We start from the raw sequence: 22,744 nt of genomic DNA, 5'->3' as shown, positions 1-22,744 counted from the left end.
CGCCGAATTCCAACGCCTGCTAGGAGCTCGACTTGCAGATTGTAATGATCATTAACCTTTGCCCTCATGTGATCTTATGAGCGGAAATCTGGTTCTTCGCGGTGGGCGCGTCATCGACCCAGCCAATGGTATCGACCGGATTGCCGATGTGGTGATCGCGGATGGTAAAATCGCTGGCTTTGATATTGATGCGCCTCGCAACGCTGAGGTGGTCGATGCGGCGGGCGCCATCGTCACGCCGGGACTGATCGATCTGCACACCCATGTCTATTGGGGCGGTACATCGCTTGGCGTGGATCCTGACGACTACGCCCTGAAATCAGCCTGTACGACACTGGTGGATGCGGGCAGTGCCGGTCCGGGCAATTATCATGGGTTCGCCAAGCACGTGATCGAGCCGGCGTTTTCGCGTGTCCTAGCCTATCTGCACGTGAGCTTCGCGGGGATCTATGCGTTTTCTTCCGGTGTGAGGGTCGGTGAATCCGATAACATGCGCTTGATGGCGGCACGCGAGGCGGCGATCGTGGCGCGGGCCCATCCTGATACGGTGATTGGCATCAAGGTGCGTCTGGGGGCGCACGCGTCGGGGCCGTCCGGGATCATGCCGCTGGACGTGGCGCTGGATGTGGCGGACGAAACCGGCCTGCCACTGATGGTGCACATTGACGAGCCGCCGCCAAGCTATGGCGAAGTGGTGTCGCGGCTTCGCAAGGGCGATGTCCTGACCCATTGCTTCCGGCCATTTCCAAACGCCCCGATGCATGGCGACGGAACGGTGCGGGCCGAGGTGCGGGCGGCGCGGGAACGCGGCGTGATTTTTGATATTGCCCATGGGCAAGGGTCGTTTTCGTGGAAGTCAGCGCGGGCGATGCTGGCCGAAGGCTTCCGCCCCGATGTCATCTCGTCGGACATCCACTCATTGTGTATCAACGGTCCCGCCCACGACAATTTGCGCGTGATGACCAAGTTCATGGCGCTTGGCTGGTCACTGCCCGAGGTGGTCGAGGCGTCCAGCGTCGCGCCCGCCCGCGCATTGCGGCGCGACGATCTGGGCCATCTGGGCATCGGTGCCGTGGGCGATGTCAGCGTGTTCCGCGAAGCGATGGGGGACATTGCTTTGGATGATGTCACGGGCCTGGTGATAAATTATGATCGCTGCCTGACCTCTGTCGGGATCGCCCGCGCCGGCATGTGGCGGGCCGCCTGATGCGCCATTCGGTCTGGGCCTATCCGTGGGATTTGCACGATCTGGGATGCGAGGACGCGCTTGCCGTCATCGGACAGTCGGGCGGCACCTGCATCAGCCTTGCCACCTCGTATCATGCAGGGCGGTTCCTGCAGCCCGGCAACCCGAAACGGCGGACTTATTTCCCCGAAGACGGCACGGTGTATTACAAGGTCGATCCCGCGCGATGGGCCAGCGCCGAAATCGCGCCGAAGCAGGCCGCGATCGTCGAGGCCGAAGGTGATATGCTGGCCAGAACGATCAAGGCCCGCGATGCGGGAGGGGCCGCAGTGTCCTGTTGGACCGTTTGCCTGCACAACAGCCGACTTGGGATGGCACATCCGGCCCATGCGCTGCGCGATGCCTTTGGCGATCCGGCAGTGTACGGGCTATGCCCCTCAAGTGATGCGGCACGCGACTATGTGGTGGGCATGGTGGCTGAAATCACCCACCGCTATCGTCCAGACCGGGTGGAATTGGAAAGCCCCGATTTCATGGGGTTCGATCACGGCTTCCATCACGAAAAAGACGGGTTGGGCCTTCTGCCGGAAGATACGTTCTTGTTGGGCCTTTGCTTTTGCGATCATTGCCTCGCGAGGGCGGGGCAGGCGGGAATTGACGGCAATGCCGCTCGCAAGGCGGTGGCCGACCACCTGACCGCCGCGTTCGCGCGTGAACTACCCGAAGCGCAGTTTCCCGAGTTCCCCACCACAGGATTGGCGGCATTCGATACCGTTCCAGCGCTGGCCGATTACCTGCGGTGGCGCAGCGAACCGGTGACCTCGCTGATCGCGCGGATCCGGGCAGAGGCACATCCAGAGACCGAAGTTCTGCTGATTGATGCGCAGGCGACATGGCAAGGCGGCGTTGATCGCGCAAAGGCCGCTGCAGCGTGCGATGGCCTGCTGTACTGCGCCTATTTCACGCCTGCCGACAAACTGGGTGCCGAGCTGCAAACAGTGCGCGAGGTGCTGCAACCGGACGCGACCTTGATCGCGGGGTTTCAACTGTTTCATCCTGAAGTTGCCAATGCCGACGATTTGGTCGCCCGTGTCTGTGCTGCCAGCCCCTATGTGGATGGGATGAATTTCTACAACCTCGGGCTGGTGCCGCGTGCCCGTTTGAACTGGATGCACCGTGCCATCACCACGGCGGCAACCACATGAATGGTCTCTTCGATCTCAGGGGAAAACGCGCCTTTATCACCGGCGGCAGCCGCGGCCTTGGCCGGGAAATGGCGCTGGCACTGGCGGCTGCGGGGGCCGATATCGCCTTGGTCGCCCGCCCGTCTGATGCCTTGACCGCCACCGCCGAAACCATTCGCAGCCTCGGGCGGCAGGCGTGGACGCTAGAAGCGGATATCGCCAATCCCGAGGCGACAGAGGCGGCATGTCATCGTGCGCTGGACGAGATCGGAACGTTCGATATTGTGATCAACAATGTCGGTGGCCGCCGCATCAACATCGCAACCGAAGACCTTGATCTTGCGACGTGGCGCGAGATGATGGATTTGAACCTGACCTCGACCTTTTTGTGTTCGCGCATCTTGGGCAAAGCGATGATCGCGGCGGGCACCGGCGGGCGGATCATCAACATCGCCTCGATCAACGCATTGGTGGCGGGAAAAGGGATCGGCGGGCGGCATTATGAAACCGCAAAGGCCGCGGTGCTGCAATTCACCCGCACACTTGCGGTGGATTGGGCCCCTCACGGGATCACGGCAAACGCAATCTGCCCGGGTATTTTCGCCACAGAACCAAACCTGAAATGGCAGCGCACCAACCCCGAAATCATTGCTGGCATCGTCGCTGACATCCCTATGGGGACCATGGGCGATCCAAAAGACATCGGCGCACTTGCGCTGTATCTCGCATCGGATTCCGCACGTTTCATGACTGGCGCAAGCTTGGTCATCGACGGCGGCTATACCTGCGTCTGAGTAATGGGCGTCAACAACGAGGAGCGACAAATGACATTCGAACGGGTAATTGGAAGTGTAGCCTTCGCCGCTTTGCTGGCATCGCCCATTTCGGCGCAAACCCTACGGTATGCCACGGTCAGCGAACCTCCCAGCCTTGACATTCAGATGGGCACCGCGACCCTTGCCTCGACCATCGGGCAGCATATGTTCGAGACGCTGTATGCCTTTGATGCCTCGGCCAAACCGCAGCCGTTTCTGGCCACGGGCGAAACCATCTCGGATGATGAGAAAACCATCACGATCACCCTGCGCGACGGCGTGACGTTCCACGACGGCAGCGCGATGTCCGCCGAAGATGTGGTGGCCTCGCTTGAGCGGTGGTCCGAGTTCGGATCCCGCGGCAAACTGCTGGGCTTGGAAAGCGCCGAGGCCACAGGACCGCTGGAAGTGACCTTGACGTTGTCTGCGCCGAACGGTGCTTGGAAAAGCATGATGGCCTATCCCAATGGTGGCCCGGTGATCTACCCCGCCGAAGTGGCGTCTGCGGCGGGTGGCGATGCGATTTCGCCTGAAAATTATATCGGCACCGGCCCCTACAAATTCGGTGAAATCCGCCCGAACCGCTATGTCGAACTTGTCCGTTTTGACGATTACGCCAAGGTCGATGCCCCGCTCGATGGCGAATCCGGCGGGCGCGAGGCGCTGTTCGAGAAGTTACAATTCATCCCGGTTCCAGATGTCGGCACCCGGATGAGCGGCGTTCAGGCGGGCGATTACGACTATGCGGAATACATCTCTGGCGATCTGTACGGTCTTGTGAAGGATGATCCATCGGTTCAGGTCAAGATCAGCGCGGCCCCGATCTTTGGGCTGATGTTCATGAATTCCGAAGCAGGCCCGCTAAAGGACAACTACGCCCTGCGCCGGGCCATCCTTGCCTCCCTCAACATGGAGCAAGCCTTGCAGGTGTCCGTGGGTGAGCCGGAATTGTTCAAGGCTGACGGCGCGTTCTTTCCCGAAGGCAATGTTTGGTACAATGAGGCCGGCACCGACGCTTACAGCGAGGGGGACGCGGACAAGGCCCGCGCACTGGCGACCGAGGCGGGCTATGATGGGACGCCGATCAAGCTGTTGGTCTCGACCAATTATAAAGAGCATTTCGATCAAGCCACCGTGTTTACCCGTCAGCTTGCCGATGCAGGCATCAACGTGCAGATGGTGGTTGTAGATTGGGCCACGCTGCTGACCCTGCGCGGCCAACCTACCGAATGGGATATGTTCATGACCCATCACGGCGCGATCCCTGATCCTGTGCTTCTGACCGTGATGAATGACAGCTATCCCGGCTGGTGGAAATCCGACGAGAAGCACGCACTGGCCGAAAAATTCACTGGCACCTCCGATCTTGAGACGCGGGAGGCCGCTTGGGCCGACATTCAATCGCTGATCTATGAGCAGGTTCCAGTGGTGAAGGTGGGCAATGTCTATTCCTTCGACATCGCGTCGCCCGGGCTGACCACGCCATGGGACGGCGCTCCGGCCTTTCCCCATTTCTGGGGAGCCTCGAAATAGGCGCGATTGGGATTATCCTGTAAATGTTTCGATACGTCATAAGACGCACGGGCGCGGCGATCTTGACCTTGGTCGCCGCATCCATCGTGATCTTCGGATTCATTCATATGATCCCCGGCGACCCGGTTTATGTGATGCTCGGCGATGGCGCGACCCCCGAACAGGTGGCAGCCCTTCGAACGCGTCTCGGGCTGGATGAGCCCCTTGTGCTGCAATATCTGATCTGGGCTGGAAATGCCTTGCAGGGCGATCTGGGGCAATCAGTGTTTTTTGAAACCCCTGTCACACAGGTGATCGCAGACGGCGCTGAAACTTCGATCCTGCTGGCGACGATGACGATGGTATGGATCGTCGGGTTCGGTATTCCGGTTGGAGTTCTGGCCGCGATCCGGCAGGGGCGATGGATCGATCAGGGGCTTTCGGGGCTGGCGATGCTGTTGGCCTCGGTGCCCACGTTTTGGGTAGGCCTGTACCTGATCTTGATCTTCGCCGCAGGGCTGGGATGGTTCCCAAGCTCTGGCTTTCCGTCGATTTTTGACGAAGGTGGGCTGTCCAACCTGCGCTATCTCATCTTGCCCAGCATTGCGCTGGCGGCGCCCAACGCCGCGCTGATCCTGCGGCTGACCCGGGCATCGATGTTAGATGTCGCGCGCGAAGACTACGTTCGCACCGCACGGGCCAAGGGCATCAAGCCCTATCGGGTGGTCACACGACATATCTTGCGCAATGCCTTGCTGGCGGTGGTTTCGGCCTTCGGCTTTACCTTTGCGGCGCTGATCTCTGAAGCGGTCGTGACCGAAACCGTATTCGCCTTGCCCGGTGTCGGGCGCACCGTGGTGCAATCAATCCTGCGGCGGGATTATCCGGTTATTCAGGGCGTGATCTTGGTCATCGTCTGCCTGTATCTGGTCATCAACCTTCTGGTGGATCTCTCATATCGGATGCTCGATCCGCGGGTGGAATTGGAATGACTGCGCACTTGATTTCCCTGACCCGTCAATTTGCCATGCGCCCGCTCACAACACTTGGAGCCGCCTTTCTGGTGCTGGTCGTTCTAAGCGCGGTCTTTGCCCCGCTGATCGCGCCATTCCCGCCCGATGCCATCGACCCGGTGAACCGACTTTTGCCGCCCGGAGGGGCGCATCTTATGGGCACCGATCATTTTGGCCGCGACACGTTCAGCCGCGTGGTCTACGGCGCCCGACTTGCGCTGCTGATCGGGGTGGGCGTGGTGTCTTTCTCGCTGGCTTCGGGGGTGCCCATCGGGGTGCTGTCAGCGCTGTATCCGCGCCTTGGCCGGGTGCTGATGCGGATGGTGGATGTGTTGATGTCGTTCCCGTCTCTGCTGCTGGCGCTGGGATTGATCGTGATCCTCGGGCAGGGGGTGTTCAATGCAATCCTTGCCATCGGATTGATCTATCTCACCACCACGGCGCGCATCGTGTACGGTGTGGCCCTGCGTTTGCGCGCCGAACCCTATGTTGAAGCAGCGCGCAGCATGGGGGCCGGCACTTGGTGGGTGGTGACGCGCCACATTTTGCCCAACATGATCTCGCCACTGATGGTACAGGCCAGTTTCGTGTTCGCGTTTGCGCAACTTGGGGCGGCGGCGCTGGATTTTCTTGGTCTGGGGGCACCGCCTGATGTGCCGTCATGGGGGAACATGTTGGCTGAATCGCGCATCTACATCACCCGTGCGTCGTGGCTGTTGCTTTGGCCCGGAATGATGATCGTCTTGACCGCGTTTTCCCTTAACCTTGTGGGTGATTGGCTACGGGATCGGATGGACCCGCGCTTCCGCGATGTGGTGCGCAAATGACCGCGCCTGTTCTATCTGTATCAGACCTAGTGGTGTCTGCAGGGCCGAAATTTGACATCGTGCGCGGCGTGTCGTTCGATATTGCCCCCGGTGAAATCCTTGGCCTTGTCGGCGAATCCGGTTGTGGCAAAAGCATGACCTCCCTTGCCGCCATGGGGCTTCTACCATCGGGCATACGGGTGTCCGGCGGAAGTATCCAACTGAACGGCACCGACATCATACGGCTTGCGCCGCACCAGCGCGTGCAACGGGGCTGCGGGCGCATGGCGATGGTCTTTCAGGAGCCGATGACCTCGCTCAACCCGGTGCTGCGGATTGGTGAGCAAATCCAAGAAGCGGTGCGCGTTCATGACCGCGCTGCATCGCCCCCCGCGCGGGCGCGTGAGTTGCTGGATATGGTGCGCATCCCCGATGCGACGCATCAACTTCGTGCCTATCCCCATGAACTGTCCGGAGGGATGCGCCAGCGCGTGATGATCGCCATTGCGCTGGCCTGCCGCCCTGCCGTGTTGATTGCCGATGAGCCGACGACGGCGCTGGACGTGACCGTTCAGCGGCAGGTGCTGGGCCTGATCCGTGAACTTTGCGACAGTCTTGATATGGGTGTGCTGTTCATCACCCACGACCTTGGCGTCGTGGCCCAATTGGCTGACCGGGTGGCCGTGATGTATGCGGGCGGGCTGGTGGAAACCGGTGATGTGGTGCCACTGTTCGCAGCGCCACGGCACCCCTATACAGCGGGGCTGATGGCCTGTTTGCCGGACCCAAACTCCGATGATCCGATGCTGGCCACCATTCCCGGCAGCGCCCCGCGGCCGAATGAAATCAAACAGGGATGCCCTTTCGCGCCGCGGTGTTCGCGGGTGGATGACATCTGCCGTCGCGGGGCCGTGCCGATCACGTTCAACGACAGCGGGCAGGCGGCACGCTGCCATTTCCCCTTGACCTGCGAGGCGCCGGAATGAGCGAACTAGTTCTGGATATCCGGAATCTTAGAAAGGTCTACCGGGTGAAGCGGGGCGGTCAAAACCGGGAAATCCGGGCTGTCGATGATATTTCATTGGCGGTGCGGCCGGGTGAAACGCTGGGCATCGTGGGCGAATCTGGATGCGGAAAATCCTCACTTGCGCGGGCGATCATGGGGCTAACGCGGGCCGATGAGGGCGAGGTTCTTCTCAACGGCACCAACCTGCTGACCCTTGATCGCCACGCGCTGGCCCGCGCCCGGCTGCATATCCGTATGGTGTTTCAGGATCCCTACGCCTCGCTCGATCCACGCCGCTCGGTCGGGGATTCCGTGGCCGAAGCGGGCGACATCCATGGCATTTTTAAAGATCGGGCGGAGCGGGCGCAGAGGGTCGGCGAGGCGCTTGATCGTGTGGGGCTTGGGGCCCGCTTCGCAGATCGGTTCCCGCATGAGTTGTCCGGCGGCCAGCGTCAGCGCGTGGGAATTGCCCGCGCTATCCTGCCCGAACCCAAGCTTGTGATCGCCGATGAACCGGTCTCTGCCCTTGATGTGTCGATTCAGGCGCAGGTGCTGAACCTACTGGGGGAGTTGAAAGCGCGGCTTGGCCTGACACTGATGTTTATCAGCCATGATCTGAGCGTTGTCGCCAAAATCTCGGATCGGGTGGCAGTGCTGTACATGGGCCGCGTTGTCGAAATTGCGCCCGCCCGGCCGTTGTTTCGCGATCCGCGCCACCCCTATACGGCGTTGTTGATCCAAGCGATCCCCCGCCCCGATCCCAGCACACGGATCACCGGGGCGATTGACCCGGACGAGCCGCCCAGCCGCTTTGCCCGTCTTGAGGGATGTCCTTTCAATGATCGCTGCCCGCGCCGCACCGCCCTGTGCGCTACGGATGCGCCCGCCCTGCGCGAGATCGAACCGCAACGCTTTGTGTCCTGCCACCACGCCTGATAGCGCGGCAAGGTCGGCTCTGTTGCAACCTTTTGAGACGGCGTCGGCTGTGTTGCAGTACTCAGGCCCGAGAGGCGACCGCCTCTTACCCCGCTGACGTCAGGCAACGCGAACGATCTCGGCGGTACCGAGGGCGTTGAAGGGGTTCATGAGTGCGATGCAGATGTGGATTTCTGGGGTCTGGCGGTCGGGGTCTCTTGCCACGATGTGCGCGCCGACGGCTTTCAGATCGCGCATCCTCGCCCCGAGGCCGCTGCGGGCATGGTCTCCCGAAGGCCCTGCCGGTCGATGATCGCGGTGTGGCCGCTCCGCGTGTCGAAGGCGCCAACTGCGGCCACCGTTCCGATCTGATCGACCTCGGCAATCTGGCCGGGCAGGTCTGGGAGAATGGGGCTATCGCCGTCGCGGCTGGGGGTGAATTCCATGGCGCGGGCACCGGATAACACCGCAGGCCGTCCGGTCCAACCGTCACGCGCATCTGGATTGATGTACGGGCAAAGGGCGGCGGCGATGCCGCGGCATTTTCCACCCCTGCGTGGGCGGATGACGACGCCACCGCTCGGCGACTCTTTGTGGCAAACCATACGCCGTCCACGATCACCGCCAACGACCTCGGTCATTCAGAGCAACGCTGGACCTTCGATGTCGCAGGCCCTGCAAAACTGTACCTGACGGCCTCCGAAGCCTTCGTCATCGCCGTTCGGGTCGAGTCCCTGAACCGCGGCTTGTCCCTTAACAGCCACGGCGACCATGCCGACATAGAGATGTCGCCCCCGCCACGATCGGGGCAATCGAAGGACCGCGCGCCTTTCAGGTCGTCAGCCATGACGGAGAGGGGGCAACGGTCTGACCTGCTGACGCCAATCCCGAGGCACCCGAACCGGGTGCGCCGTTGAATTTGAGAACCGTAAAAGATACCAAGAATAGCGGTCCTTCCAGAGAAAAAACTTTGGAAGGTTCCTGATGCCGATCAGATCTGGAGGGCGGATATCGAAACCGTATCGCATCCAAATCTCGCGCGTGGCCGCCGTTACGCGCGATATGGCTCGATCCTGTCCGCTGACAATGCGTACCCAATGTCTGCGAGATGCGTGCTTAATGATGACACTCCGAACATCCCAATGACATTGACCGGTTCGAACAGGCCATCGATCTCGTAGGGTTTTGAGGTCGTGACAAAGATAAGTTGGTTTGCTGGCGGCGGTGGCACGTGAATGCACGCACCCACAAAAGGCGCCAGTATAAATGCAGTAACGCCGGTGCCCGTATATTCGATCGGGATGACATACCCAGGGAGGCGCACAACTTTGCCGTTCCAATCCGTCCTGACGCCGCTTGACGCAGGCTGTTGGCTTGATAGCTGGGTCCCTTCGTCATGGGGCTTCACATCGGGCAATGCGCTTGGGACAGGTGTCTGGCCGACTGGCAGTAAGTCCTCCCAATCAAGGTCGATGTAGTCTTCGGCGCGGGCCATGCTTGGCATTAGTGTTGACGCGGTTATCGCAGCAAGTAGCTCACGGCGCTGAAAATGGCCGCTCACCACTCGTAGACGTCCATGTCAGCAGCCGCGATGGAATAGCCGGTTTGACCAAGGCTGGTGGATTGCAGTTGCGTACTCATCCGGCCGGTCACCCAGACAGGATCCCAAAGTTGTTCGCTCGGCCAAGGCTCCGCTGCAGTGACCATCACCAGCTGGTTTGCGGGTGGCGGCGGGGTATGGAGACACGCGCCAACATAGGGGACAAGCATGAAGTCGGTCACACCTTCGACACCCGTTTCAAACGGGATGATGAACCCCGGCATTTTAATGTAGGCACCGTTAAGCTCTTCGTTCAGCTTGGTCGCGTTCTCATCGTAGATCGGGTTCCACAGATCGTTTGCTTCGTCCAATTCGCCTTCTCCGATAATTTCGGCATACGGCAATCCCGGCGGGAGAAGGTCATCCCAGGTGATTTCTCGTGGTGTCGCCGCGAACCCCATCTTTGGCACGACGACAGACCCGGACAAAAGCATCAATGCAGCCCTGCGGTTCAACATAGCATTTCTCCCTTTCTTCGCGTCACGTTTTTACCATCATGCCATCAGCAACGGACATTCTGTAGGCACGAAATGCGGGCACGAGGCTCACAATTGCACCAGCACCAATGACGCTGATGATAACCCTGAATTCCCGGATCGTCGGCGCATCAATCGGCAGCCATAGGCCAAAGGCGCTGTCCATTATCGGCTGTGCGACAACCAAGCCAATGTACAACAGGACCAAGCCGAGCAATCCGCCTAACGCCGCCATCACCATCGCCTCAAGAACCAACATGCTTAGGATGGTGAAGGGCCGCGCGCCCATGGCCCGAAAAATCGCCATTTCGCGGCGGCGCTCGTTAAGGCTGGAAAAGATCGTTGCCATCATCCCGATCAATGCTGTGACCACCACCATGGCGGACACGGCGAGGAGGGCCGTTTCTGCGATGCCAACAATACCCCAGAGTTCTTGTAAGGCAACGCCGGGCAAGATCGCCAGCAATGGTTCTTCTCCGTACTCGTTGATGGCGCGTTGCAACGTGAAGGTTTGCAGGGGACTTTCAACACCAACAAGGGCTGCGGTTATCGCCTTGGGGGTGAGGTCCATCTCGCGGATCACGTCGGCTGATGTCGATTGGCCGGGCACCTGTGCGCCACGTTGCCAATCCACGTGGACAGCCTCGATCGCCTCCATACTGACGATGACGGTACGGTCGACCGGCGTGCCGGTCTTTTCCAGAATGCCCGAGACCCGGAAGGGCTGATCCTTATGTTCGGTGAAGGACGCAAGGCCATGGGCGACGACGATGGGGTCGCCAACGCTATATCCCAGCACAGCAGCGACGTCGGCACCGATCACCGTGTCAAACAGGTCGTCCATAATGGACCCGTCAGACACGGCCAGTGATCTGCCTTGCCGGTATTTGTAATGATCGAAAAACGCCCGGGTCGTCCCCATCACCCGGAACTGACGATGGCTGTCGCCAAGTGAAATTGGCACAATCCAATCGACGTCAGGCCGCTCTGCGATGTCTTGATAGCTTTCCCACGTCACATTGTTGGTGGCATTGCCAATGCGGAACACGGAATAAAGTAGCAACTGCACCGACCCTGACCGTGCACCCACGATCAAATCAGTCCCTGAAATCGTGTCAGAAAAGCTGGCCTTGGCCCCGGTTCGCACCTTTTCAACGCCCAAAAACAGGGCCACCGATAAGGCGATAGCAAGGATGGTCATGCCCACGGTCAGCGCACGTGCAAAGAGCGAGGCAATGGAGAGACGCAAGATCATGCTGCCGCCCTTTCGATCTGCGCGATGTCTTCCATGCGGATCACCCGATCAAAGCGTTCGCCCAGACGCGGATCATGGCTGACCATCAAAAGTGAGGTATTGTGCGTCGCCGTTTGCGTGAACAGCAAGTCAAGAAAGACAGCCTGACTATTTGCGTCGAGGGCCGAAGTCGGTTCATCCGCGATAATCAGCGGCGGTTGTCCGATCATCGCGCGTGCGACGGCCACGCGCTGTTGTTGGCCAACACTTATGGCTGTGGCTTTCACACCGGTCACGCCCGCAGGCAGACCAAGTGCGGAACACAACCGTGATGCCTCTGCGGTGGCATCACCGACCCGCTTGCGTCGCATAGGCGCGAAGTGAAGTGGCAGGAGAATATTGTCGGCGACAGTGCCAAAAGGCAGCAGATTAAATTGCTGAAAGATCACGCCGATCTGCTCAGCCCGGAACTTATCGCGCGCCCCGCTCGACAGGGTCGCAATGTTTGTTCCTGCGATATTGACCCTGCCTTGGTCTGGCAGGATTGTCCCACAGATCAACGACAATAACGTCGATTTCCCTGACCCGCTTTCGCCGAGGAGCAAGACAGACTCGCCCCTCGCGACGGACAAGTCAGGGACGGTCAGGCGAAATCCGGCCTGTCCCGGCCAACGATAGCGCAGTTCGGTGATTTGAAGGGTCGTGTCTGTCACTTGGGGTCAACGCCCCAAGTCTAAGGTGGGCGTGTCACGCGCGACTTCAAATGCGTGTGCGCCGGATATGGTAATGATCTGAACGTCAACTTCTTGCGCATTCGGGAAGGCATTAAAATAGGCAAACGTGATTTCGGTCAGCGCATCAGGGTTGTCACAGGTCAGCGTGTATTCGGCATGGAATTCCGTGTGCCCAGCGTCGTCAGCATGATCATCTTCGTCGTGATCTGCATGCGTGTCATGCCCCCCTTCGTCGTGATGGTCCTCATGGTGGCCTTCATGACCGTCGCCGCCTTCAAGGTCAGCCTGTGCCTCGACAACACCACAGGCTGCCGCATCTGGCATCACGAACAGTTCAAGAGGCGCACCAAGTGCGGCCAGTGCTGTATCAATCGCGGCGTGGTCGGCATCACTTTTAGCGGCATATTCGAACCCAACAATATCGGCGCCGGGGGCTTCGAAGGCCATCGCGACGGTCGTGCCGTAGATCGCAATATCGAGCGCCCCGACGCCATGTTCATGGGCGTCCAACTGGCGTGTTTCCTCTGCAAATGCAGGAAAAGCCACGAGAAGTGCAATAAGGGGAAATGCTTGTTTCATGGGTCACACTATATGGATGAATTACCAGAATTAGGCTGCGCAGGTGCCGCACAGCCCGTGAATTTCGACGATATGCCGGTCCGCCTGAAAGGCTGTCCGATCCGTCAATGCCGTGAGTGTCGGCAGCAGGTCGCTCCCGTCATGTTCTTCGACTGCTCCACAATCTTCGCAGATCGCCAATACCGGCACACTTTCGGCGTGATTACAGCGACACGGCACAAATGCTTTGATGGATTCAAGGCGGTGCGCGCGTCCCTGATGGGTCAAAGCCGAGAGCGTGCGATAGACGGTCGGCGGCGCAATATCCGGCTCACTATGTTGAAGTCGTTCAAGAATTTGGTACGCTGTCATCGGCTTCTCGCATTCTCTCAAAACACTCAAAATATCCGTTTGACGGGCCGCCGCGCGTTTTCTCATAGGCTGAACTTCCTCTTTGAGGCGATTTATTATTTTATAAAATAACACACAGCAAGGTGGCAATGCAGAAATTGCCAAACCCATCGACGGAGGGGTCTTGGCAAAAGCTCTGAGAGGTGGTCGCCAGAATTCGGATCATTTGCTGCGGCGGTCACCGGCAATGGGGCGACAATGCCCGAGGTTGTGGCGTGGGTATTGTAAGCAGAGGCATGACGGGCTGAAGCGACATTACAGTCCCCGGACCCACCACCATTGCGTTGACCGCACCCTTTTGGAAATCGGCGGCAGACGGCCGGTTCATCCTGCAACAGTGCGGGGGGCCTGCCTGTGTCATGTGTTTTGTCCGCGCAATCTGTCGCCATTGCTGGTCAGCGCATCTGCAATGGGTTCCGGAATCGGGGGGCGGCAGGCTGAAAACCTTTATGATCGCCCACCGGCCCGGTCATCCCGGCTGGCTGTGACCCACAACACGGTCGGGCCGGTGGCCAAGCGCAGCCCCACCATGTCGATGGGCGATATCCATGCCTTTACGAAGATGACGGGAATCGCAATCCGCTGCATTATGACGACGCACTGGCCAAGACCACCTCATTCGGAAAGTTGATTGTGCAAGGCAGGGTCACTGCTGGTATTCTCAGTGCTGTCGTGGCCAAGGTTGTGCCGGGGCCGGGGGTCGTGGTCCTGAATACCAATCTGAATTTCAAGAAGGCTGTTGGCATTAATGAAACCATCTCCGGCAATGTTGAGGTCCTGAGCGTGCGTAAGGATAAACCGCTCTGCACATTGAAAGTGACCGTGGTGGACAGCGACGGCGCGAATTGCGTCCAAGGCCAAGCCGCCACCTATACTGTGCCGCTGGACGGTCTTTGCGATGACGGATGTCGTGGCGGAACCTTCCGGGGCTGCGGGACGCTGGGCCATGCTCGCGCTGATTTGCGTCGGTGTGGTCGGTGTTCTGGGCGGAGTTCTGTCGGATCGCATCGGGCGCTGTCTAACCACGGCCGGAATGATGGTGGTCTCGGGGGCCTGCGCCGTCTTGATCGGGTTTGTGTTCGATGGGCCGACATGGGCCCTTGCGCTAATTGCGGTGATTTGGGGCATTTCAGTGATCGGCGACAGTGCCCAGTTCTCGGCTGCGGTGACGGAACTGGCCGACAGCCGGTTTGTCGGCACGGCGGTGACGCTGCAATTGGGCATCGGCTTTGCCTTAACCGTTTTGGCGATCTGGGGCCTGCCCTTGCTGGCGGCTTTTGTCGGTTGGCAATGGGTGTTTCTGATGCTGGTGCCAGGGCCGGTGCTGGGCGTTTGGGCGATGTTGCGGTTGCGCCAGTTGCCAGAGGCCCTGCGGATGGCAGGTGGTGCGCGTTGATGTGATCGGTGCAGCAGCGCCGCCCGAAATGCTTGCCGTCAGGATAGGTGAGAAACCGCGCCCCTGACGGGACTTACGGGCATTGCTGATAGCGCAGGGATACCGCGGCTGCATCGCCGCCAGTTTCCTGCCGTTCCAACGTCTGACCGGCATTTTGAAGGTCGAGCGATTCCCGATAGGTCCACGCTATCCCCTCACCCAAGAAATCGAAATCGGCCTCCAGATGATGATCCGAACGCGCATAAACCTGTGCCATCTCGGCACGGGATTCGTAGAACGTCAGTGTGGTCGCTGAGACCAACATCAGGCCTTTCGCGTCGCCGCGTGTCGAGGTGCAATCGGCAGGCACCAGCCCCCACCGCCCTTGCAGAGCTGCCGGGATTTCTTGTGTCGCGGAGGTCTCTGGCGGAGGGGTTGCCTGCTCGCAGGCCGGAAGCATTGCCAGCAGCATCAGAAGGACAGTCCGTGACATCATTGCGGTAATGCTCCGTATAGATCGGATTTGTATACGAGCCTTTGGTGCCAAAATCAACGGAAGTGGTCGGGCCAAACCGGGCCGCATCCTGAAGGCGCTGATCCGCTCGCCGTATCCCGGCGCTGGCGATCTTTTGGGTCGCTAGACTTGGGCATCAGGTGCGGGCCCGTCTGTCGAACTGACTGGCGCTGATGCGCCGTTACCGGGCTGTGATGGTCAGGAAAATAACGGCCGAGATCGCCGCCGCCGCGGGTACTGTAATCACCCACGCCGCGATGATTGTCATGAAATGCGAGCGCCGGACCAGTTTGCGCAGGTGGCGCTCTTCTTTGGCGAAGGCCCCGTTGGACGGGGCGACCGCGCGGGCCGTGCGCCGACGGCGATCCGCCTCCCATTCCCGGTAGAAGCCGACGCCGAATACGCCGCCAACGGCAATATGGGTGGAACTGACCGGAAGACCCAGTGAACTGGCGAAAATCACCGTGATTGCCGACGACATCGCCACGCAAAACGCGCGTATGGGGTTCAGTTTGGTGATTTGTCCGCCAACCATGCGGATGAGCTTGGGGCCGAACAAGGACAAGCCGAACGAGATGCCCAATGCGCCGATGACCATCACCCAAGCCGGAATTTGCAAGGATGTACTCATCCCTTCCAATTGTGTCGCGTGAACAATCGCTGCCAATGGCGCGACGGCGTTGGCCACATCATTGGCACCGTGGGCAAAACACAGCAAGGCCGCGGACACCATGAGCGGAATGGAAAACAGTATCTTTAACGATTTGTTCCGGTTCTCCAGCCCGGCGGATTGCCTGCGGATGACGGGGATCATGATGGCCCACACCACGACCCCGACCAAGGCGCCAATGGCCAGACTAGACTCCAGATCGATCTGAAAGGTCTTCTGCAGGCCTTTCAGTGTCAGGTAAGACACGAAGGCGCCCGCCATCGTGCCAACCAGAACCGGCACCCATTTACGTGCGGCGGCAATCTTGTCCTCTTGATAGACGATGCGCGACTTGACGAACCATAGGAAAAAGGCGGCGATCCCCCCGCCCAGAACCGGCGAGATCACCCAGCTGGCCGCGATCCCGCCCACCGTGGACCAACTGACGGCATCGACCCCAGCGGCAGCGATCCCGGCCCCCATCACTGCGCCCACAACGGAATGTGTGGTCGAGACCGGCGCACCGACCCAAGTGGCAAGGTTGACCCACAAGGCCGCAGACAACAGCGCCGCCAGCATTGCCCAGATAAAATTGGATGACGATCCGACGCTTTCCGTTGCCAGAATGCCGTTCGCGATGGTTTCGACCACATCGCCGCCCGCGACCAGCGCCCCGGCGCATTCGAAAATGATGGCAATGGTGATGGCGCCACCCATGGTCAACACATTGGCACCGACTGCCGGACCGACATTGTTGGCTACGTCGTTGGCACCGACATTCAGGGCCATATAGGCCCCAAGGCAGGCTGCGATGACCACGATGACCGAATGGCTGGTCTGGCCGAAGGCCAGAAAGGCGCTGAGGCCGACCACAAGAATGAAGATCAGCGCAAGGCCCGCGCCCATGATCGGACGCGAGAGATAATTGGTGGCCAGTTCAATCTTTGAATAGCGCGCAAGTTCGCGATCCAAGGCTTCAAGCTGCCGGGGGTCGTCAGGTGTTTGTCTCATATCGGTCCGTCCCAAGCCGGGACGGATACCTACCGACGTCAGGGCGGAAAGATCAACTCTGGATTTCTTTGTCAGCCATTAAAGGTCCAGAAAAATCGCCTTAAGATCGACTTCTTGAACCATTTTCGCGGCATCCTTCGCCTTGACCCAAATTCGGGTGCGTTCATGCGCTTCGGGAAACTCGTCGGCCAGATCATGAACTCGGACCGAAAATACTTGGATCCTGACCGGAATGGACCATCCAGAGGGTTGCCTCTTGCTGTAGCTGAACGCACCGATGGGGTCGGTTGAGGCCGTACTGTTTTGCACACCCGCTTCTTCCCAAGCCTCTTGCAGGGCGGTCTCGTTCAATTCAAGGCCGCGGATCGGCCAACCCTTGGGAATGACCCAGCGCCCGGTATCCCGGCTGCTGATCAGCAGATATTCCCGGTCGGCACCGTCGCCGCGATAACACAGGGCCGCGACCTGTAATTTCTTTGGACGCTGCACCAAGGGTCTGAGGAACGAATCCCACGCACCGTGAAGTAACTTTTTCATTTTTGAACCCACACAGATGACCTTACGACGCGGTGCAGGTGCGCTATGACACCGCGATGACAAATTTTCAATCGTGGCGCGGTAACGCGTGCGTGTTTTGCCTTCAAGCGGGGCGAATTTCGGGGGCGCGGCGGCCAGTGTCGACTATCGCGTCCTTGCGTCGCGACCAATTGGGCTTGGATACTCGCGCCGCCAGTACCGATGAAAGAACGGGTGCCCGACGCTGGATTTTGCCTCGGCAACATACAGGTCCGCGTTCGCTTGGGTCAGACCTTCGAGAAGCTGCTTGGTCAAGGCTGCGTCGAGCTGACCGCGCACCGCTTCGTGGTTGCCGATGAGGTTCTGGGTTTCTTGTGGGTTCGCGGCCAGATCAAACAGCGCTTCTGTGCCATTGCGATACCGGACCAGTTTCCAGTCTTTGCTGCGGACCATTGTCCCAAGTGAGGTCACGCCCACAATCGTCCGTGCCTCGTCCGCCGTGCCCAGCGTCATGCCTGCTGCGATGGGACTCGGGGCAATGCCAGCCCATGCCAGAAAACTCGGAAATAGATCGAGCAACGAAACCGGGGTGCGATCGACCTGCGCGTTCGGGGCTCTGAAGTCGGTGACAATCAGCGGCACCCGGATCGATGGCTCATGAAAATAGGCTTTGCCGACAAGGCCAAAATCGCCCAGATAATCGCCGTGGTCCGAGGCGACGACGACGATGGTATTCTGCAGCTGTCCGGTCTCGCGCAACGCGTCAAGCAGGCTCGCCACGTCTTCATCCAGCCGTTCGACCAACGCGGCATAGTGGTGGCGGATTTTCTTGATCTGTGCCGGCGACAAATCGCTGTAATCCAGATCGGCCCAGTCCCGTTTATAGGCGGCGATGAAGTCGTCGTGATGGGTGCGGCTTTCTGCGGTCGCAGGGATCGCGGGGGGAATCCGGTCTGGGTCTATACGGTCCAACGCCTCGGCCGGCGGGTCATAGGGGCAGTGCGGGCCGGGAAAGCCCACCATCATCGCAAAGGGGCGGTCTTTCGGAAGCTGCCGGATCCGGTTGGCAGCCTGCAAGGCAACCCAGCGATCCGGTTGCAGATGGTCGGGCAGCGGATTGACGGACGCCCCCTTTTGGTCGGTATATCCGGCATGGCACCGGGCATGGTCCTTGCGAAAACCTTCGGCCTCCAGCGCGGCGTGATAATCATCCTGAATGTGGATGTGGCGTTTGTCTTCGGAAATAATCCGGTGTTGAAAGCCTTCGTCGATGTCCCATGGATAAAAATGCATCTTGCCGACCGCTTCGGTCCTGTAGCCGGCTTGGCTGAGATGCTCTGGCCAGGTGGCGATCCCCATGTGTTTGCGGTCTGGACGCAACCAAGCCAGATTATGGATCACACCGGTGGCATGGGCGTGTTGGCCTGTCAGCATCGAGGCCCGCGCCGGCACGCAGATCGGCGATGGCGAGATCGCGGTTTCATAGCGGGTGCCCTTGGCGGCCAGCGCGTCAATCGTGGGTGTTTGCAGAAAGTCGGCCCCATAACAGCCCAGAAAATCGTGGCGCAACTGGTCGGGAAGGATGAACAGGATGTTGGGTTGTCGGGTCATGTCCGCGCTCCGGTCTGGGGGGATTGGGTTTGTTGCAACAGTCCTGCGATCACGATCAGCACGATCCCGCACCAGGCATAGGGTCCGGGGACATAGCCCCAGATCGCCGCATCGAAGATCAGCGCCCAGAACACGCTGGTATAGCGCAGGGGGGCGATTTTGCTGACAGGCGCCTGACGCAGCGCCAGAACGATAAACAATGTCGAGCACAGAAAAGACGCGCCGCTCAGCAGGATCAGCACGATGTCATGCCGGTCGGGAACCATCCAATCGCCTGCGGGCACAAGCGTGAGAGCGGCCAGCGTCACCAGCCCAAGCGCCAGTAGGACCACCTTGCGGGTGTCTTGGCCTGCGGGCAAGCGGCGGGTGACCACATCGCGCAGGGCAAAGGTGAGGGTCGATACCAACGCCAGTGTGATGCCAAGGGCGGAAAACCCAAGCCCGGGCTTCAAGATCAGGACTGTGCCGGCAAGGGCCAGACACAAGGCGACCAGCGTTCTGGGGCGCAGCGGTTCGGATAAAATTAAGGCCGACAAGGTCACCGAGACGATCGGCAGGGTGGCAAGGATACTGGCCAACAGGCTGAGCGGCAGATTGAAGATCGCCAGTGCGAAGGTCAGTCCGGCAACGGCGTCCATCACCGCGCGCAGCAGGCCAATCCACCCGACCCCGACCTGACCCCGGCGCGGCCAAATCACCACAACCGCACCAAGGCAGCAAAAGGCGGTCAAGGCGCGCAGGGTGACGGTCTCTCCGTGCGGGGCATCCACGACGCATTTCAAAAAGACCCCAGACAGCGTGCCGCAGAATAGGGCGATCAGGGCCAATACCTGTGGCCGCGCTGAAATCTGCCGGATCAAGAGGCCGCATCCGGCGCGGGCGTATAGGCCGAGAGGGGCCGGCCTAAAATGGCATCCCGCCCGCCCGCCGCTTGAAGGCGGCGGTGTTGGGACTGTTTGCAGGCGGCGTCAACGGCGCGGGGGTCAAGCTGGCGATGCAGTGCGTCATTGAAATGGGATAAGACCGCAGCATAGTCGGGGTGGTCCGCCAGGTTCCGCGCCTCGGCTGGGTCGGCGGAAAGGTCGAACAGCATTGGCCTTTGGTCCGGCGCATAGATGTATTTCCAATCGCCGTCCGTGAGGGCGAATGTCCCGGATGTCACGCCCGCGCAATGTTGCTGCGCAAGGATCATGCGGTCCTCCACGGGGGCGGCGGCGATCTTGCGCAGGGACGTGCCAGTGCGGTCCGCATCCGCGACCGCCGGGGCAACCTGCATCACGTCAAGCACGGTGGGATAGATGTCCAGAAGTTGCACCGGCGTTTCGCTGACCTTGCCTTCAGGGATGCCCGCTCCAGCAAGGATCATCGGAACGCCAAGCGATGGCTCCAACATGCTGCATTTGCCATAAAGCCCATGATCGCCCAAGGCTTCGCCGTGATCGCTGGTGTAAAGGACGGTGGTGTCATCGTGCAGGCCGGCGGCCTCCAAAGCGGCCAGCACCGCCGCAATCCGGCGATCCAATGCGGTGATATTGGCGTAATAGGCGGCGGCAATGACCTTGATCTGATGCGGTGACAGGTCGGCGCGATCAATGTCGAAATAGGTCCGCAACCCGTCAATGCCCGGCAGGTCTGGAGCCGCTGCAACCGCATCTTGGCAGGGCGGCGGCAGGTCCATCGCCATGTAGTGATCGAACAGGTCTTTTTGTGCCACGTAAGGCGGGTGCGGATTGAGAAATGAAACGGTCAACACGAACGGCGGCGCATCGGGCCCCCTCTGGCCAAGCCACGCGACGGCATGATCGCGCACCCTGTCGTCGAAGGTGCCATAGCTGGTCTCTCCGGCCCCTGCGGTTTTCAGAAGATCGGAGGCTGCGGATATGCGGGGCATCGGATCGCGGATCAGTGAGGTGAAGGTGCCGGTGCCATTCACCACATGCATCGTCGAGATTTCTTCGGTGAAACCGTTATCGTCGGCTGCGGATCGAAAATGCAACTTGCCGATGGCGGTCACCTCGGCGCCGCTGTCGCGGGCGCGGTGCATGAATGAGGGCACCTGCCCATGGTAGGGGTCGGCATTGTCCCACGCCGGAATGGCGTGGATGGGAAGGCCGGTGGCAAGGCTGGCGCGGGACGGCACGCAGATCGGGGCGTTACAATAGGCTTTGGAAAAACGGGTGCCACGGGCCGCAAGACCATCCAGCGCCGGGGTGTCCAGCACGGGATGGCCTGCGCAGCCAAGGGAGTCGCGGCGATGCTGGTCTGACATCAGGATCAGCAGGTTGCGGGTCATTTGATGGGGGCCGTCAGTTCAACCAAGTTGCCGGACGGGTCGCGAAAGAACACGAAATCCACCCCTGAGATGCCGCGACGTACCGGCGTGGTGGGGGTGATGCCCGCTCTGGTCAAGTGTTCCAGAACGGGCGCAAGGTCGGGCGCGTGCAGGCCGAAATGGGCATCCGGTGCCGGTGCCGTTTCGGACGTCTTAACCAATTCGACGAAGCCCGCGGCGCAGGACAGTTGCTGAAGGATGATGTCCCCAGAACCATCCCGTTTGCAGAACTTCGGCGCCATGCCGAACGCCCGGTAGAAGGTGACAGACCGGGCGATGTCCCGCGTCGGCAAGGCGACATGGGACAGCCCGAGTTCTATCGGATCGCTCATGCCGGCACGTCCTGAAACCAAAGCTGCTGCGCGGCCAGCAGTAATCCGGCCCGGGTGGCGTCCTTGGCGTCGATCAAACGGGAGGGAATTCCTCGGAACTCCAGCGCGGCGGCGTAACGGTCAGCCAAAACCCCGCTGGCCAGCAACACGACCTCGGCCCCGTCCGGGATCGTTTGGGCGGCAATTTCGGCACCGATCAGAATGCCCGATAAATAGGATGACAGCGCGGTTGGGGTGAGCGTCCCGCCCAATGTATTGGCCCGTGCAGCAAAAACGGCATGGGACAGCGGGTAATCCGCGCCGCGCGTCACCCCGCGCCGAAACGCGGCGGCGTCATAGGCATCGCCGTCGGCGAGGGCGCCCAGCAGGCTTTGGTTGCGCAGCAGTTGGAACAACTCGCCGGTCACAAAGGTGCGGAATTCGGCCAAGGCGCCGTCGTGGAGCCGTGCCCATTTGCAATGGGTGCCCGGAATGCAGATCACCGCATCGGACAGGCCTGCGGTCTGGACCAGACCCAGAAGCTGCAATTCTTCGCCGCGCATCACGTCAAGATCCCCGTGCGCGTTGCGGGTGCAAGCGCCCGGCAGAATTGCAAGCCTGTGGCCGTCCATGGTCATGTGAATGGCTTGCTCCGCCAATCCTGCGGGCAGAACGGGGCAGTCGACATAGGGCGCCTCGGCCCATCCGGTGCGCGAGCCCACCATGCCACACAGCACAATCGGCACCTGTGGGTTTGCCGACAACCAGTCGCCACAGCTGCGGCGGATCACAGCCTCAAAATCACGATTCGTGATCGATTTCAGGCCGTCTTCGGTTGATTTCGCCTCAAGAACGGCACCGTCTAGGGTCATTGCCCAAGCCCTAAAGGCCGTGCTGCCCCAATCGACCGCAATAAAATCCGGGTTTTTCATAAGCTTGGCTCCCATGGCCGTAAAGGTCATTGACACGGTAGCC

General features: G+C 60.3%; 23 protein-coding genes and 2 pseudogenes. 10 read left to right on the top strand and 15 right to left on the bottom strand.

The window, feature by feature from the left end; all coding sequences use genetic code 11:
- Window positions 1-76 precede the first annotated feature (76 nt).
- Genes BV911_RS05330 through BV911_RS05295 form a run of 8 tightly spaced genes read left to right on the top strand, consistent with a single transcriptional unit; the run spans window position 77 to window position 8,458 of the window.
- Window positions 77-1,207, top strand: a complete 1,131-nt coding sequence (locus tag BV911_RS05330; RefSeq protein WP_086052558.1) for an amidohydrolase/deacetylase family metallohydrolase — start codon at window positions 77-79, stop codon at window positions 1,205-1,207.
- A complete protein-coding gene (locus BV911_RS05325; RefSeq protein ID WP_086052646.1) occupies window positions 1,207-2,391 on the top strand; it encodes a hypothetical protein in 1,185 nt (394 codons plus the stop codon). Before BV911_RS05330 ends, BV911_RS05325 begins: the two co-directional genes overlap by 1 nt.
- The gene (locus BV911_RS05320; RefSeq protein WP_086052557.1) at window positions 2,388-3,164 is read left to right on the top strand and encodes an SDR family NAD(P)-dependent oxidoreductase; all 777 of its coding nucleotides are present in this window, start codon (window positions 2,388-2,390) and stop codon (window positions 3,162-3,164) included. The genes BV911_RS05325 and BV911_RS05320 overlap by 4 nt, the downstream gene beginning before the upstream one ends.
- 30 nt (window positions 3,165-3,194) lie before the next feature.
- Window positions 3,195-4,718, top strand: coding sequence for an ABC transporter substrate-binding protein (locus BV911_RS05315; RefSeq protein ID WP_086052556.1), 1,524 nt, complete (start codon window positions 3,195-3,197; stop codon window positions 4,716-4,718).
- Window positions 4,719-4,741: 23 nt separating this feature from the next.
- Window positions 4,742-5,689, top strand: a complete 948-nt coding sequence (locus BV911_RS05310; RefSeq protein WP_086052555.1) for an ABC transporter permease — start codon at window positions 4,742-4,744, stop codon at window positions 5,687-5,689.
- Window positions 5,686-6,537 (top strand): ABC transporter permease, encoded by an 852-nt coding sequence (locus BV911_RS05305; RefSeq protein ID WP_086052554.1) that lies wholly within the window; start codon window positions 5,686-5,688, stop codon window positions 6,535-6,537. Before BV911_RS05310 ends, BV911_RS05305 begins: the two co-directional genes overlap by 4 nt.
- Window positions 6,534-7,502, top strand: a complete 969-nt coding sequence (locus BV911_RS05300) for an ABC transporter ATP-binding protein (protein WP_086052553.1) — start codon at window positions 6,534-6,536, stop codon at window positions 7,500-7,502. The genes BV911_RS05305 and BV911_RS05300 overlap by 4 nt, the downstream gene beginning before the upstream one ends.
- Window positions 7,499-8,458, top strand: coding sequence for an ABC transporter ATP-binding protein (locus BV911_RS05295; RefSeq protein WP_086052552.1), 960 nt, complete (start codon window positions 7,499-7,501; stop codon window positions 8,456-8,458). Before BV911_RS05300 ends, BV911_RS05295 begins: the two co-directional genes overlap by 4 nt.
- A 99-nt stretch (window positions 8,459-8,557) precedes the next feature.
- Here the strand turns inward: BV911_RS05295 and BV911_RS05290 are convergent.
- From BV911_RS05290 to BV911_RS05260, 7 genes and pseudogenes are all read right to left on the bottom strand, one after another.
- Window positions 8,558-8,898: pseudogene (locus BV911_RS05290) on the bottom strand (IS5/IS1182 family transposase); the annotation flags it as partial.
- Between the two features lie 590 nt (window positions 8,899-9,488).
- Window positions 9,489-9,932, bottom strand: a complete 444-nt coding sequence (locus BV911_RS05285) for a DUF3299 domain-containing protein (protein WP_240512154.1) — start codon at window positions 9,930-9,932, stop codon at window positions 9,489-9,491.
- 62 nt (window positions 9,933-9,994) lie between these two features.
- Window positions 9,995-10,495, bottom strand: coding sequence for a DUF3299 domain-containing protein (locus BV911_RS05280; RefSeq protein WP_086052551.1), 501 nt, complete (start codon window positions 10,493-10,495; stop codon window positions 9,995-9,997).
- Between the two features lie 22 nt (window positions 10,496-10,517).
- On the bottom strand, window positions 10,518-11,768 hold the full coding sequence (locus BV911_RS05275; RefSeq protein WP_086052550.1) for an ABC transporter permease: 1,251 nt from the start codon (window positions 11,766-11,768) through the stop codon (window positions 10,518-10,520).
- Complete coding sequence (locus BV911_RS05270; protein ID WP_086052549.1) at window positions 11,765-12,460, bottom strand: ABC transporter ATP-binding protein; 696 nt, start codon at window positions 12,458-12,460, stop codon at window positions 11,765-11,767. The genes BV911_RS05275 and BV911_RS05270 overlap by 4 nt, the downstream gene beginning before the upstream one ends.
- A gap of 6 nt (window positions 12,461-12,466) precedes the next feature.
- Window positions 12,467-13,060 (bottom strand): DUF2796 domain-containing protein, encoded by a 594-nt coding sequence (locus tag BV911_RS05265; RefSeq protein ID WP_086052548.1) that lies wholly within the window; start codon window positions 13,058-13,060, stop codon window positions 12,467-12,469.
- A 30-nt stretch (window positions 13,061-13,090) separates the two neighbouring features.
- A complete protein-coding gene (locus tag BV911_RS05260; protein ID WP_086052547.1) occupies window positions 13,091-13,477 on the bottom strand; it encodes a Fur family transcriptional regulator in 387 nt (128 codons plus the stop codon).
- Between the two features lie 444 nt (window positions 13,478-13,921).
- Here BV911_RS05260 and BV911_RS20350 point away from each other — a divergent pair.
- Window positions 13,922-14,230, top strand: a pseudogene (locus tag BV911_RS20350) (MaoC/PaaZ C-terminal domain-containing protein); the annotation flags it as partial.
- 118 nt (window positions 14,231-14,348) lie between these two features.
- On the top strand, window positions 14,349-14,846 hold the full coding sequence (locus tag BV911_RS05250) for a hypothetical protein (RefSeq protein WP_205963801.1): 498 nt from the start codon (window positions 14,349-14,351) through the stop codon (window positions 14,844-14,846).
- Window positions 14,847-14,919: 73 nt separating this feature from the next.
- Here the strand turns inward: BV911_RS05250 and BV911_RS05245 are convergent, their stop codons facing one another.
- The 8 genes from BV911_RS05245 to BV911_RS05210 form a co-directional block, all read right to left on the bottom strand.
- A complete protein-coding gene (locus tag BV911_RS05245; RefSeq protein ID WP_086052546.1) occupies window positions 14,920-15,321 on the bottom strand; it encodes a hypothetical protein in 402 nt (133 codons plus the stop codon).
- A 199-nt stretch (window positions 15,322-15,520) separates the two neighbouring features.
- On the bottom strand, window positions 15,521-16,999 hold the full coding sequence (locus BV911_RS05240) for an inorganic phosphate transporter (protein ID WP_086052545.1): 1,479 nt from the start codon (window positions 16,997-16,999) through the stop codon (window positions 15,521-15,523).
- A gap of 78 nt (window positions 17,000-17,077) precedes the next feature.
- Window positions 17,078-17,536 (bottom strand): NUDIX hydrolase, encoded by a 459-nt coding sequence (locus BV911_RS05235; protein WP_086052544.1) that lies wholly within the window; start codon window positions 17,534-17,536, stop codon window positions 17,078-17,080.
- Window positions 17,537-17,680: 144 nt separating this feature from the next.
- Entirely contained in the window at window positions 17,681-19,126 is a 1,446-nt protein-coding gene (locus tag BV911_RS05230; RefSeq protein WP_086052543.1) for a sulfatase, read from the bottom strand.
- Window positions 19,123-19,986, bottom strand: coding sequence for a DMT family transporter (locus BV911_RS05225; RefSeq protein WP_168183986.1), 864 nt, complete (start codon window positions 19,984-19,986; stop codon window positions 19,123-19,125). The genes BV911_RS05230 and BV911_RS05225 overlap by 4 nt, the downstream gene beginning before the upstream one ends.
- The gene (locus tag BV911_RS05220; RefSeq protein WP_086052541.1) at window positions 19,983-21,419 is read right to left on the bottom strand and encodes a sulfatase-like hydrolase/transferase; all 1,437 of its coding nucleotides are present in this window, start codon (window positions 21,417-21,419) and stop codon (window positions 19,983-19,985) included. The genes BV911_RS05225 and BV911_RS05220 overlap by 4 nt, the downstream gene beginning before the upstream one ends.
- Window positions 21,416-21,790 carry a VOC family protein gene (locus BV911_RS05215; protein ID WP_086052540.1) on the bottom strand — a complete coding sequence of 125 codons (375 nt, stop codon included), beginning with the start codon at window positions 21,788-21,790 and terminating at the stop codon, window positions 21,416-21,418. Before BV911_RS05215 ends, BV911_RS05220 begins: the two co-directional genes overlap by 4 nt.
- Window positions 21,787-22,716, bottom strand: coding sequence for a 2-dehydro-3-deoxygalactonokinase (locus tag BV911_RS05210; RefSeq protein ID WP_205963800.1), 930 nt, complete (start codon window positions 22,714-22,716; stop codon window positions 21,787-21,789). Before BV911_RS05210 ends, BV911_RS05215 begins: the two co-directional genes overlap by 4 nt.
- Window positions 22,717-22,744: the final 28 nt, after the last annotated feature.

Origin of the sequence: Pseudoruegeria sp. SK021 (genome assembly GCF_002119405.1) — a bacterium.
In the GTDB taxonomy this organism is placed as follows: Bacteria; Pseudomonadota; Alphaproteobacteria; order Rhodobacterales; family Rhodobacteraceae; genus Meridianimarinicoccus.
The sequence above is the reverse complement of the archived record's forward strand: the minus strand, read 5'-3'. Positions and strand labels throughout refer to the sequence as shown.